Here is a 13337-nt window from a genome sequence, read left to right as displayed (position 1 = left end):
CAACGCTGACGCGAAGACGCGACCAACGTTTTGGGTGTGGGTGCAGTGTCCTAGCTTGAATCGAAATGACCCTACCTACGGGTTCCAGCCGGGCCATCTGGTGCTAGAACGGTAGTGTTTTGAACCTGCGGAGATGGGATCCCACCCTCTTGGGCTTGCTCTATGACCGTATACGTGGTTCAGATCAGCGACCTGCATCTGTTTGCCAAGCCCCATCACCGGCTGCTGGGGGTGGACACGGAAGCCTCTTTCCTGCAGGTGCAAAAGGCCATTGCCGCTCTGGATCCCTTGCCGGATCTGCTGCTGCTTACCGGAGATCTCTCTCAAGATGGCAGTGCGGCATCTTACGCCCGTTTGAGAGCCCATTTGCAGGCTCTCCCCATCGATACTTACTGGTTGGCAGGCAACCACGATCGCCTGCACACCATGAACCAAGAGCTTCATGCCGAGCGGCTATTCGGGGACAAGAGCTTCAGCCGGGAAAATTGGAGCTTTATTTTGTTGAACTCCCTCGTGCCCGGCAAAGATAGCGGTTACCTGACGGAGCGCACGCTGCTGTGGCTGAAACAAGAATTGCAGCGGAGCAAAGCCGCCCAACACCATGTTTTGTTGGCCCTGCACCATCCCCCTTTTTCGGTGGATTCTGCCTGGCTGGATCAAAGTGCCCTGCAGCAGCCAGAGCGGTTGTTTGGGGTTCTGGACGAGTTCGACCACATCCGCCTCGTTGTATTCGGCCATATTCACCAAGACCTGCACCGCCGGCGGGAGGGGGTTGATTACCTGGCTTGTCCCTCAACCTGTGTGCAATTTCGTCCCAAGAGCCCCCAGTTTGGCCTGGAGGTAATTCCCCCTGCCCTGAGGCAGATATGGTTGGAGCGAGATGGCAGCTTCAAAACTCAGGTTCAACGGGTGGGAGCTGCTCTGCAACGGCCCAACCTGGCCCTGAAGGGATATTAGCTCTCCCCCTCTTGAACCTCTGTGGGGGGTAGCCCGATGGCCTGCCCCAAACAGACGCTGGCCCCCAGCAAGGCCAACCACCCCGGCAGCAGCGACAGGAAGGCCACTGCAGCCACCAGGGTATTGTTTCCCCCTTGCAAAAGGCTGTAGAGCAGCATCGGCAGCGTGAGAACCCGCCCACCGCCGACAAAGAAGGTGAGCAAAAATTCGTTCCAAGAGATCAAAAAGGCAAATACCGCCCCAATGGCTGCCCCAGGGGCAATGAGGGGCAACGTCACCTGCCACCACACCTGCCAGGGATCCGCCCCCAAACAGCGGGCCTGCGCCTCGTAGCCGCGGTCGAAACGGGCGAACACACTGCCCATCACCAGAGCCATGTAGGGAATGGTGGGGATCAGATGCACCAGCACCACCCCCAGCAGGGCACCGTCTAGCCGCAGGCGAATCAGCACCCCTTGGATCCCCATCAGCACAGCCAGAGGAGAGGTGATGACGGGCAACAGCAACAGCAGGCGCAGCCAGGCGGGCACAGGATGGGTGCCCAAAACTCGTCCCGCCGGGATCCCCACCCCCAAGGCCAGCAGGGTGGTAAACAGGGCAATTTGCAAGCTCTGGCCGAAGGCTGCCCGGAACTGGGATCCCCAGCTCAGCAGTTGCTGCCAACCGGCTATGCTCCATGCCCGGGGCAGGGCATCGGGAAAATACCAGGCCCGCGTGAAGGCCCAAAGGGCCAGCACCCCAAAGGGCAAAGCCCAAAGGAGGGCCACTCCGGCCACCCCAAGGCGGAGCAGGGATCCCCCAATCCATCTGCGTCCTTTCACGGCTTTCTCCAAGGACTCCGTCCCGCTGAGCCAAACGGCAGCTGCAGAAAGGATACTCTGGCTGCAAACAGCCCTCCGATTAGGCTGACCACCGCTGCCGAGACAGCCAGCAGGATGATCCCCAGCGCCACCGCCTGCTGCCGCTGCTCCAGGTTGATGTGGGTGAAGCGCTGATAGATCAAAACGGGCAAGGTGCGCGGGTAGGTGGGCCCCAAGAGCAAGGGAACCTCAAAGGCGCTGAAGACAAAGCCGAAGATGAGAATCCCGGTGGCCAGCAGCCCCGGCCTCAGCAAGGGCAGCGTTACATACCAAAACGTCTGGGCGGCAGAAGCCCCCAGCAGCCGGGCCTGTTGCTCCAGCTCGGATCCCATCCCGCGCAGCAGCGTCAGCGCCACCAGAGCGGCAAACGGGATCTCCTTCCAAAGCCAATAGAGCAACACCCCCACATAGCCGCGGTCGTTCACCCACAAGGGAAAATCCTGATCCGAGGCAATCCAGCCCAGTTGGAAGGCCAGCCGCGCCAGCCAACCGCTGGGCCCCAGCAGCAGCAGCATCCCCGCCACCCCCACCAAATGAGGAATCGGCAGCGTCAACTGGCCAAGCCAGATGGCCCACCCCCCCACCCCCCGCAACAGCAGCGCCAGCCCCAGCCCCAAAAGCAGCGCCAACCCCGTTGCCAACAGAGCGATTCTGAGGCTGAGCAACAGGGATCCCCCGACTTCCGCATCCCGCAGCAGCTCCCCATACCCCTGCAGGGTAAACCCCCTCTCGCCCAGGCCGTAGAGGCCCACACTCTGGGCCAGAGCCAGCAGCAGCCCCCCGCCGTAGAGCAGGCCCACCAACGCCAACGCCGGCAAAAGCGGCCCATACTGCCGGATCCCCTTAAGCCCCACCGGCCCAGATCCCCGTCCATTTAAGCTATTCATTGAGCCAGTCCCAAGAGCTGCCTCACGAGAGAATTCAAGATGGGAGCGGATCCCTCGACGATCAAGCGATCAAGACTGCCTAGTGCTCCACACCGCCAACGCGACCAACCATTGCGATCTTTACATCCCATGGAGAGAACCCTAGACCAGATTAACCAACGCATTGCCAAAGGCCAGGTGCGGGTGTGGACGGCCCTGGAAGCCAAAGCCAAGCTGGCCACCTTGGGGATCCAGGAAGCCTTTGAGCAGGTGGATGTGATCACCACCGGCACCTTTGAGCCAATGGAGTCTTCAGGAGCCATTGTGAACCTGGGCCATACGGATCCGCCCATCAAGATTCGCCAAGCTTGGCTGAACGGGGTACCGGCCTATGCCGGATTTGGCGCGGTGGATCTTTACCTGGGGGCAGCCCAACCCAGCGAGCAAGCGGATCAAGCCTATGGGGGCGGCCATGTCATTGCCGACCTGGTGGCGGGCAAGCGCGTCCATTTGCGGGCCATCGGCCAAGTGACCGATTGTTACCCCCGCGCCGACTACGAGACCACCCTGACTCGGGATCAGCTCAACCAGTTTTACCTGTTCAACCCCCGCAATGCCTACCAAAACTTCATCGTCGGGGTGAACGGCGGGGATCGGCCTTTGTACACCTACTTGGGTCTGTTGGAACCGCATCTGGGCAATGCCGTCTATTCCAACCCGGGAGAGCTATCCCCCTTGTTGAACGATCCCCTGTTGCGCCGGGTGGGGATCGGCAGCCGCATCTTTTTGGGAGGCGGCATCGGCTACGTCGCCTGGGAGGGCACCCAACACTTTCCGCTGCAAAAGCGATTGCCCAACCAAACTCCCATCGGCCCGGCGGCCACTCTAGCCCTGATTGGGGATGCCAAGCAAATGCAGGCGGAATGGGTGAGGGGCTGCTACTTCCGCAACTACGGCCCCAGCTTGATGTTGGGGGTCGGGATCCCCATCCCCATCCTTGCTCCTGCGGATTTGGAGGCCATTGCCATTCGGGATGAGGAGTTGGTTGCCCCCGTGATTGACTTTTCCATTCCCCGCCGGGTGCGGCCCACCTTTGGCTTAGTGAGCTATGCCCAGCTCAAATCCGGCCAGATCACCCTCAATGGCCGCAAGGTTCGCACTGCCCCTCTGGCCAGCCTGCGCCGCTCCATGCAAATTGCCGAAATCCTCAAGCAGTGGATAGAAAGTGGCCAATTTACCCTCACCCAACCTGTCGCCCCCCTGCCCCTGGATCGGGAGTTTCTCCCCCAAAACCCTCTCAGGTGACGTCCTCCCCTCAATGAATTGGGGGCCTCCTCAAGCGGATGCACGCAGCGCTTTGGTTCGGGGACACCGTGCCTCCCTACTTTTGGGGTAAAGCGGCTCTCCAGAAGAACCGCTACCGGAATTCGCCCTGGCAGCAACTTCTCCAGGCAACCCCATCAACCCCACTTCAGGTGCTGTCTCAACAACTGAGCGTGCTGAGCCGATTGCCTCGCCCACAGGTCAGCTTGGGCAGGGCTGAGAGCTAGGCCCTCTGAGTAGCAGGCCAGCCAAGCTTGGTGTAAGGCTTCAGGATCGGTGGGCATCTCCTGCAGATCCCAGCCAGGCATGCCCAATTCCTGGAGCAGCGTTTTCACCTTGGGATCGTAGCTGAGACCAAAACAGGCGCAGCCCTCTGCCGCCGCCATCACCAATCCGTGGTAGCGCATGGTGATCGCCAGCCTGACACCCCGAAAGACTCCTTTCAATAGACAGGGATCCCGAATTTCCAGCACTTGGCTACGGTGGGGTAGGCGCTGCTGAAGCTGCTGAGCCAAGCGGTAGTCTGGCCCAAGGTCAGGGGATCCGGGAGGAGCCAGCTGAAAGGGCACGAAGAGAAGGTATGCCCCCGTGGAAGCCTGGAGACGCTGTAAACCCTGGCTCAAAGCTTCTAGACAGGCTCCAGTCAGTTGCGGATGCGGACGCAAGACCACAGCAATGCGGGGCTGAGGCCACGTTTCCCATTCCGGCAAGGTTTTGGACGGCAAACTCCAGACGGGATCCGGAGCCACCTGGTGAGGGATCCCCCACTCTTGCAGCCATTGGGAGGCAACTCCATCCCGCACACTAATGGCCGTGCAACCTGCCAACGAGCGACGGGCTAGTGCGCGAATCCACCCCCGCTGCAGCGGCCCGATCCCCTGGGCCCAGGCAACGGTTCTTAGCCCCCATCGCTGGGCTAGGCCCATCACCCCCAGGTAGTAGAGAGGGCTGCGCCAACTGGTGCGATCCTGCAGCAGGCCACCTCCACCCCAGATGAAAGCCTGGGCCTCCTGGAGACAGCGCCGTAAAGCCAAACTGTTGAAGCGCGGATAGGCCAGCACCCCATAGGTGGCAGCCGTTTCGGCAGGGCGACGGGAGAGCACCACCGGCTGTACGGGGCTGGGCAACTGCTCTAGCTCTCGTAAGAGAGCCAGCAACAACGCCTCATCGCCGGCATTGCCGTAGCCGTAGTAGCCACAGATCAAAACCTGTGGCCGTTTCATCGAGTCCATCTGAGTAACAGGGATCCTAACTCACCCACAGAGTCCTGTGAGGTTGGAAAAGGCCGCGACGGCAAACCCTAGTTGGATGATGACTCCCTGAGCCATTGGATCAAATCGGCCAGGGTTTGGAAGTCCAACAGCGCTTCCGCCAAAGCCTCCAGTTGCTCGGTAGGTAAGAGGCGGATGGTTTCAGACAGGTCTTCCGGCAAAGATCCCAGCTTGCGCCGCAGTTGACTCAGAGTCAGTCGAGCTGCTTCTTGCTGCAGACCTTGCTGCAGACCCTGTTGCAGACCTTGCTCTAGGCCTTGTTTCAGGCCCTCCTCTCGCCCTTCTTTGAGGGCTTCTGCTCGCCACATCTGATAGATGGTCGATTCCCGCACAGCCAAACCTCCCAGAACCCTGCTGATTTCCTCTGGCGTCCATGTTAATCCTGCTAAGACGGCAGTGGCCGCTTTCAACTCCTGCCGCAGCTTGGGATCCTCCATCTCAGCTATGGCTCTGGCCACCTGCCGCAGACGGGGTTCTGGATTGTCCGGCTCTGCCAGTACCGCCAAGGGCAAGAGGCCTGGGTATCGGGATAGCACCTCTGGATCTTGTTCCCACAGGCGCAAGACCTCAAAGCGATGAGAAAGGGATCCCCGTTGAAAAGAAATCTGGTACACCCGTTCTGACTGGGTTTTTCTTAGGTAGATGACAATCTGCCGCACCTCCTGGTCAGGATAGCGACGGAACAGGCGCAGGCAATAGTCGGCCATGCGCAAGGGAATGTCGGGATCCGGGTCGGTTTGAAACTCCAGATGCAAAATCAGGTTTTGGGCCCTCAGCAGGATGAGGGAGTCCGCGCGAATGGGCTCGCTGGAGAGCTCCGTTGGCTGGAGCTGGATCAAGGGAACCGGGGATCCCAGCAGCCACCGGGCAAAGGACTCGGGGAACCATTCCACCAAGTACTTGCAGACGTTATCGTAGGCCACAGGATCCCTTTCCTACAAAAGCCGATTCTCCCGATGGCCCCTCTGCCGAGATCAGCCGTAGTACCCTTGGTTGATGCGGTTTTCCAGTTGGTTAGCCCCTTCCTGATACTCGCCAAACACGAAGTTCTCGGCGTTGGCTTTGATCAGGGCCTTTTGCTGCTCTGTCAGGCCTGAGATCTGCAACATGTCTTCCAGGCTCTTGTAGGGGGCATTTTTCACCAGGATGCGAGCTAGGGTGGGATAGAAGCCGGGCAGTTGGCGGTAGTTGCGCAAGATGGTGTTGTTCACGTCAATCGGAGTGTCCAAGTGCTTTACCGGGGGAAGCTCTGCGGCCCTGGCCACAACAGGGATCCCCAAAGGAGCAAAGCACAGACAGAGCACTAACACCACACGAACCAAGATGGACAGCAGCCAGCGCATAGCATCACTTCTCCAAGCAGAATCCAAAAGGCTCATCTGTATAGGTTGCTAACATTCTCCGACCATCTAGTGTCTCATCCCCTCTACCCCGAATCGAAGGCCAAGACAGGATTTGGATCCCGACAGAAACAATTTTTAACAACTATGATCAGGAGACAGTCTTTCTTGCTCTCCCTTTCTCGGCTATCGCACCATGTCCGACTTGGCCCTTCTCCACTCGACTCGACTTGACCCCCCCAGCCGGGATCCATCTCCAGGGATCCCACAACCCACGCCTTCTCCGGAGCTGGAGTTGCTGGGGCAGACCGAACTCTTTCTCAGACGGCACATTGGGCCGGATGCCCGGCAAATTGGGCAGATGTTGCAAGTGTTGGAGCTGAGTTCGCTGCAGGAGCTGGTGGAGAAGGCGGTGCCGCCGGCCATTCGCAGCAGCCAGCCTTTGCAATTGGGATCCCCTTGCCCTGAGCAGCAGGTGTTGGCGGAACTGAAGGCAATGGCTGCCCAGAACCAGGTGTGGCGATCCTTTTTGGGCATGGGCTATTCCAACACCCTGACGCCACCGGTGATTCAGCGCAGCATCCTGGAAAACCCTGCCTGGTACACCCCCTACACCCCCTACCAAGCTGAGATTGCCCAGGGACGGTTGGAAGCCCTGCTCAACTTCCAGACGATGGTGATCGACCTGACGGGGATGGAGATCGCCAATGCTTCCCTGCTGGACGAGGCCACCGCAGCCGCCGAAGCCATGGCTCTTGCCTACACCTTGGCGGGCAAGGGATCCCCAGTTTTCTGGGTGGATCGGGGCTGCCATCCCCAGACGATTGCCGTGGTACAGACGCGGGCAGAGCCCTTGGGGATCCAGGTGCGCGTGACGGATCTGGCGGAGTTTTGCCCGGAGAAGGGCTTTGGGCTGCTGTTGCAATATCCCAACACCTTTGGGGAAATCCGGGACTACCGGCAGTTGGTGGAGCAGGCTCACCAGAAGGGGATGGTGGTGACGGTGGCTGCCGACCTGCTCAGCTTAACCCTATTGCAACCCCCAGGAGAGTGGGGAGCGGACATCGTGGTGGGATCCACCCAGCGCTTCGGCGTGCCTTTGGGCTATGGCGGCCCCCATGCGGCTTACTTCGCCACCCGCGAGGCCCACAAGCGGCTGCTGCCAGGACGGCTGGTGGGGATTTCTCAGGATGCTCAAGGCAAGCCGGCCCTGCGCTTGGCGTTGCAGACCCGCGAGCAGCACATCCGGCGGGACAAGGCCACCAGCAACATCTGCACTGCCCAGGTGCTTTTGGCGGTGATGGCTTCTATGTATGCCGTCTACCACGGCCCCCGTGGCTTGCGACACATAGCCGAGCGGATCCACCGCCAGGCCCATCACTTGGCCACCGGGATCCGTCAGTTGGGTTATGAGGTGGGGCCCGAGCATTTCTTCGATACCTTCTGGGTCAAGGTAGCTTCTCCAGAGCAGGTGCAGGCGATCCAGGCCGGCGCTGCCCAGCGACAGATCAACCTACGCCAGATCGATGACCAGACGCTGGGGATCAGCTTGGATGAGGCCACCACCACTCAGGATCTGCGGGATCTGTGGGAGATCTTTGCCGGAACCCTTCCCCGCAGCGGAGCGGAGTCCTTACCGCCAGCTTGGGATCCCGACAGCCCAGGGCCGGATTTGGGCCAGAGCTTGCCGCCCCAGCTCCTGCGCACCACCCCCTACCTCACCCATCCGGTCTTTAACCGTTACCACTCGGAAACTGAGCTGCTGCGCTATATCCACCGCCTGCAAAGCCGGGATCTGGCTCTCACCCATTCCATGATCCCCTTGGGCTCTTGCACCATGAAGCTGAACGCCACGGTGGAGATGATGCCGGTCACCTGGCCGGAGTTTGCCCAGCTCCATCCTTTTGTGCCCCTGGAGCAGGCCCGTGGCTATCAAGCCCTCTTTGCCCAGTTGGAAAAGATGCTGGCGGAGATCACCGGTTTTGCCGGAGTTTCTCTGCAGCCCAACGCCGGATCTCAGGGGGAATATGCCGGCCTGTTGGCCATCCGCCGCTACCACCAAGCCAGAGGGGAAAGCCGGCGGCAGGTGTGCTTGATCCCCACCTCGGCCCACGGAACCAACCCGGCCAGCGCCGTGATGGCGGGGATGCAGGTGGTGAGCGTAGCTTGTGATGAAGCCGGCAATATCGACATTGAGGATTTGCAGGCCAAGGTGGAGCAGCACCGGGAGCGGCTGGCCGCCTTGATGATCACCTACCCTTCTACCCACGGTGTGTTTGAGGAAGGGATCCGCGAGATTTGCCAGATAATCCACGAGGCGGGGGGACAGGTGTACATGGATGGGGCCAACCTCAACGCTCAGGTGGGCCTCTGCCGTCCTGCCGAGCTGGGGGCCGATGTCTGCCACCTCAACCTGCACAAGACCTTCTGCATTCCCCATGGGGGAGGTGGGCCGGGGGTAGGGCCCATTGCCGTGGCCCGCCACCTTGTGCCCTATTTGCCTGGCCATCCTGTTTTGCCCGGTTGTAACGGCCCCGTCAGCGCTGCCCCCTGGGGAAGTGCCAGCATTTTGCCCATCTCCTGGGCCTACATTCGCCTTATGGGATCCGCCGGCCTCACCCTGGCCAGCCAAGTGGCCATCCTCAACGCCAACTACATCGCCAAGCGGCTGGATCCCTACTACCCGGTGCTCTACAAGGGGCCGGGGGGGTGGGTGGCCCACGAGTGTATTTTGGATTTGCGCCCCCTGAAAAAAAGCGCTGGCATCGAGGTGGAAGATGTGGCCAAGCGCCTGATGGACTATGGCTTCCACGCCCCCACCATCTCCTGGCCGGTGCCGGGGACAATGATGGTGGAGCCCACCGAGAGCGAATCTCTGGAGGAGCTGGATCGCTTCTGCGAGGCGATGATTGCCATCCGCCAGGAGATTGCCGCCATTGAGCGAGGCGAGATGGATCCGGTGCGCAATCCCCTCAAGCTGGCCCCCCACACCGCCGAGGTGGTGGCTGCCGACCACTGGGATCGCCCCTATCCTCGCTCGCTGGCCGCCTACCCGCTCCCTTGGGTCAAGGCCCACAAGTTCTGGCCCAGCGTCAGCCGCATCGACAACGCCTACGGGGATCGCCACCTGGTGTGCAGTTGTCAGCCCTGGTTGGAGGAATGATGGCTGCTTTCGAGCCTGGCTCGGAATCAGAAGAGGAGGTTCAGTTGTATCCAAAGGCGGGATCCGCTATAACCAGTCAGGGATCCCTGGCCAACGGATGAGAAAAAATCCCCGTCTTGAGCGGTTCACGTCAGTGGGGCCAAGTTCTTTGCCTATTCTTACTCGGCTAACCCTGGGGCTGTTGGCGGGATCCCTCGTGGCCTGCCGCAAGATGCCTGATCCGGTTGCTCAAGAAGTGGATCAGGATCCCGTGCGGCGTCACATCGGCAAAGATGGCACGCACTTTGAGGCTTCCCTAGGAGATGCCCGCGCCCTTCCCCCTCAGTTTCCCCCTCACTTGCAGTTGCCCAACGCTTCCATCATCTCTTCGGGACAGATTCGGGATCGAGAGGGGGGCCTTGCTTCCCTGATCTTGCAGACCTCTCAGCCTCTGGAGGCGATTGCCGCCTACTACCGCCGCACCCTGTGGGGCCGGGGCTGGGACATCCTCTCGGACATCGAGCAGGCCAATGGGATCCGCACCTTGGTGTTCGAGTCTCCCCCCCACCCCAAAAAGCCTCTCCAACAGGCGGTGGTGCAAGTGGGATCCCCCCGTCGCGGGCCGGATCAGGTGGAATATCGCGATATCTTGATTTTGCTGAGCACCGTATCCCCCTCTGCCACGGCAGAAGACCTCTCTGCGGCCAAGCTCGCTCCCCCAACTTCCCCCTGAGGATGCCCATCTATACCCAGTCGATTCAGATTGCGGCCAGCGTGGCCCAGGTGGATCGCTGCCTCACCGACCTGGAGTTGATGAAGCGCTGGCTCAACCCGCTGTTGGGCTGTGAGGCGGTGGGATCCCCTCTGGCGGAATTGGGCAGCCGCTACCGCTTTTTCCTTCGCCTGCCTTTCGCTTCCCCCAGCTTGGATTGCGTGATTACAGAGCGGGCAGAAGGCTTGGTGCAGTGGCAGTTTGAGGGGTTTTTTGAAGGAACCGACCGCTGGGAGTGCCATCCCCAGCCGGAGGGTACCCTCCTGGTCAATTGCTTCGACTTCCGCATCCCCAATCCCTGGGTGGCGGCAGGGTTTTACCTGTTGGCAGCAGGGCCGACCCAGCAGGATATGCGGGCCCAGCTCCGACGGCTGAAGGCGGTGGCCGAGGCTTTGGGTTAGGCTGGTGGCAAGTAGTAAAGAAACGTAAAAAACTGCAATGACCAGCAACAGCGGACTGTTTAACCGTCGCTTTGCCGACAACTTCATCCCCCAACCGGCCAACACTTCTCTGGAAATCGGCCAGATTGCCCCCGATTTTGAGCTGCCGCGCGTGCAAGGGGATCCCGTGCGGCTATCGGACTACCGCGGCCAAAAGCCGGTGGTTCTGGCTTTTACTCGTATCTTCACCGAAAGACTGTTTTGCCCTTTTTGCTACCCCCACATCCAAGAGCTGAAAGCCCGCTACGGCGAGATCCAAGCTCTGGGGGCCGAGCTGCTGATGGTCACCAGCACTGATCCGGTTCAAAGCCAGCAGATTCAAGCAGACCTGCAGCTGCCTTACCCGCTGCTGGTGGATCCCGAGTGCAAAACCTTCCGCCTCTATGGGGTTGGCCAAGCTTTGGGAGCACCCCTGCCGGCCCAGTTCGTTGTGGATCGGGAGGGCAAACTGCGCTTCAAGCATGTTTTCTCCTTTGCCCAGCCCAATGCCGATACCGATGAGGTGCTGCGGGTGTTGCGGGAGGGGCTGCAAACCGGCTGGGATGGAACCCGTAGGGTGGCCCCTATCCCCTTTTTCTAGGGATCGGGCTTCTCTGCCATTGGACTTCCAGGGAGAGAGACTGCGATGTTTGCCCGTCTGGCCCAGAGTGGGGCGCGTCAGGCCGAGATCCTGGAGGTGGTTTTGCGCCACGGTTGGGACTACATGCGCCGCTTGCTCTCTTTTGGCAAGGCTGGGGAACCCCAACTGCCCCCCCCAATGGTGCTGCGCAACATTTTGGTGGATCTGGGGCCGGTCTATGTCAAGCTGGGCCAGCTGCTGAGCACCCGTCCGGACCTGTTGCCGCGAGAGTACATCGAGGCCCTCAGCACCCTACAGGCCGACGTACCTCCTGTTCCCTGGAATGCGGTGGAGATCCTGCTGCGGCAGCAGTTGCGGCAGCCGTTGGAGCAGGTGTTTAGCAGCCTGGACACAGAGTCGGTTGCGGCGGGATCCATTGCCCAGGTCCATCGGGCTTGTCTGGTCAGCGGCGAGTGGGTGGCCCTCAAGATCCAGCGGCCCGGGCTGGAGGCGGTGGTGGAGCGGGATACGCGGCTAATCCGGGGCATTGCCGAGCTGGTGGCGCAAACGGAGTTCGGCAGGTTGGCAGATGTGGTGGCCTTGGCGGATGAGTTCTGCCGGGCCATTCAAGCAGAGCTGGACTTTACCCAAGAGGCCCGCCACACCGAGCAGCTCCGCCAACAGTTGCAAAGGGGGCGTTGGTTTGATCCGGCCCAACTGGTGGTGCCGCGCATCCATTGGCCTCTCACTACGCCAAAGGTATTGACGCTGGAGTGGATCGAGGGCCGGCCCCTGTTGGAGGCGGATCGCAGCGACGCGGACCCGGAAAACATCGCCCGCCTCTTGACCCGCGCCTTTTTTCAGCAGATCTGCATCGACGGCTATTTCCACGCCGATCCCCATCCGGGCAACCTCTTTTACTTGGGATCCGGTCGCGTAGCCCTGCTGGATTGCGGCATGATTGGGCGGCTGGATCCGCGTACGCAGCAGATTCTGCTGGAGCTGATGCTGGCCATTGTCAGCCTCGATGCCCAGCGCTGTGCCGAATTGACCCTAGAGTTGGCCCTGCCGGAAAGATCCACGGCCCGCTCGCGGGATCAGACTGTCAGCTTGGCCCAGCTCCAAAGCGACTACGAGCGTCTGCTGCGCCAGTACTACACCCTGAGCATTGCGGAGCTCAACTTCAGCCAGCTCTTTTCTGAGATCCTGCAGGCGGCCCGGCGCAACCAGATCCGCATTCCCGGCAATTTGGGCCTCTGTGCCAAGGCGCTGGCCAATTTGGAAGGGATCGCCCGCCAGCTCACCCCCGACTACAACCTGCCGGAGCAGCTTCGCCCCCTGATGGCGGATGTGTTTCGGGCGCAATTGCTGGGGGAGGCCCCTCTGCCTTCGCTGCTGCGCACGGCTTTGGATTTGAAAAATCTCTCTCTGCAATCGCCGCGCCAGATGGAGCTGCTGCTCAGCCGCATCACCTCGGAAACCCAGCGCTGGAACTTGACCATCCAAGAGCTGGACGGGATCCGCAGCAGCCTGGATCAGTCGGCCAACCGCCTTTCCTACAGCATTGTGGTCGGCTCTCTGATCGTCGGAGCTGCCATCATCTCGGCTCAGACGCAGCGGTTTCAGGTCTTTGGGCTGAGCGAACTCCTGTTCGGCGCGGCCAGCCTGTTGGGGCTGTGGCTCGTCATCAGCATCCTGCGCTCCGGTCGCCTGCGCGGCTAGATTGGCTGAGGTTGGCTCATCAGTGGACTCAGGGCCCTACTGCCCTTGTCTGGATCTCGATGTTTCCAAAAGAACACCAAAACGG

At 60.8% G+C, this 13337-nt stretch carries 12 protein-coding genes; 7 read left to right on the top strand and 5 right to left on the bottom strand.

Annotation, left to right across the window (positions count from 1 at the left end):
• The first annotated feature begins 162 nt into the window (after nt 1–162).
• On the top strand, nt 163–957 hold the full coding sequence (cpdA, locus tag NW818_RS06440) for a 3',5'-cyclic-AMP phosphodiesterase (RefSeq protein ID WP_414424116.1): 795 nt from the start codon (nt 163–165) through the stop codon (nt 955–957).
• Here cpdA and NW818_RS06435 read toward each other — a convergent pair.
• The gene (locus tag NW818_RS06435; RefSeq protein ID WP_414424115.1) at nt 954–1778 is read right to left on the bottom strand and encodes an ABC transporter permease; all 825 of its coding nucleotides are present in this window, start codon (nt 1776–1778) and stop codon (nt 954–956) included. The genes cpdA and NW818_RS06435 overlap by 4 nt on opposite strands.
• A complete protein-coding gene (locus NW818_RS06430; protein WP_414424114.1) occupies nt 1775–2704 on the bottom strand; it encodes an ABC transporter permease in 930 nt (309 codons plus the stop codon). The genes NW818_RS06435 and NW818_RS06430 overlap by 4 nt, the downstream gene beginning before the upstream one ends.
• Before the next feature lie 129 nt (nt 2705–2833).
• On the opposite strand from NW818_RS06430, the gene NW818_RS06425 reads away from it, so the two are divergent.
• Nucleotides 2834–3988 carry a homocysteine biosynthesis protein gene (locus NW818_RS06425; protein WP_414381633.1) on the top strand — a complete coding sequence of 385 codons (1155 nt, stop codon included), beginning with the start codon at nt 2834–2836 and terminating at the stop codon, nt 3986–3988.
• A 155-nt stretch (nt 3989–4143) separates the two neighbouring features.
• On the opposite strand, the gene csaB is transcribed toward NW818_RS06425, so the two are convergent.
• The 3 genes from csaB to psbU form a co-directional block, all read right to left on the bottom strand.
• Entirely contained in the window at nt 4144–5229 is a 1086-nt protein-coding gene (gene csaB, locus NW818_RS06420) for a polysaccharide pyruvyl transferase CsaB (protein WP_414424113.1), read from the bottom strand.
• Nucleotides 5230–5306: 77 nt separating this feature from the next.
• Nucleotides 5307–6200 carry an Rpn family recombination-promoting nuclease/putative transposase gene (locus NW818_RS06415; protein WP_414424112.1) on the bottom strand — a complete coding sequence of 298 codons (894 nt, stop codon included), beginning with the start codon at nt 6198–6200 and terminating at the stop codon, nt 5307–5309.
• 51 nt (nt 6201–6251) lie between these two features.
• A complete protein-coding gene (gene psbU / locus NW818_RS06410; RefSeq protein WP_041436072.1) occupies nt 6252–6620 on the bottom strand; it encodes a photosystem II complex extrinsic protein PsbU in 369 nt (122 codons plus the stop codon).
• 193 nt (nt 6621–6813) lie between these two features.
• Here psbU and gcvP point away from each other — a divergent pair, with 193 nt between their 5' ends.
• From gcvP to NW818_RS06385, 5 genes are all read left to right on the top strand, one after another.
• The gene (gene gcvP / locus NW818_RS06405; protein WP_414424111.1) at nt 6814–9780 is read left to right on the top strand and encodes an aminomethyl-transferring glycine dehydrogenase; all 2967 of its coding nucleotides are present in this window, start codon (nt 6814–6816) and stop codon (nt 9778–9780) included.
• A 148-nt stretch (nt 9781–9928) separates the two neighbouring features.
• Entirely contained in the window at nt 9929–10492 is a 564-nt protein-coding gene (locus tag NW818_RS06400) for a hypothetical protein (protein WP_187147251.1), read from the top strand.
• Between the two features lie 2 nt (nt 10493–10494).
• Complete coding sequence (locus NW818_RS06395; RefSeq protein ID WP_414424110.1) at nt 10495–10932, top strand: SRPBCC family protein; 438 nt, start codon at nt 10495–10497, stop codon at nt 10930–10932.
• Nucleotides 10933–10969: 37 nt separating this feature from the next.
• Entirely contained in the window at nt 10970–11551 is a 582-nt protein-coding gene (locus tag NW818_RS06390) for a peroxiredoxin family protein (RefSeq protein WP_414424109.1), read from the top strand.
• 45 nt (nt 11552–11596) lie between these two features.
• Nucleotides 11597–13252 (top strand): ABC1 kinase family protein, encoded by a 1656-nt coding sequence (locus NW818_RS06385; RefSeq protein ID WP_414349926.1) that lies wholly within the window; start codon nt 11597–11599, stop codon nt 13250–13252.
• Nucleotides 13253–13337 lie beyond the last annotated feature (85 nt).

This window comes from Synechococcus sp. R6-5 (assembly GCF_047461775.1).
Classification (GTDB): domain Bacteria; phylum Cyanobacteriota; class Cyanobacteriia; order Thermostichales; family Thermostichaceae; genus Thermostichus.
The sequence above is the reverse complement of the archived record's forward strand: the minus strand, read 5'-3'. Positions and strand labels throughout refer to the sequence as shown.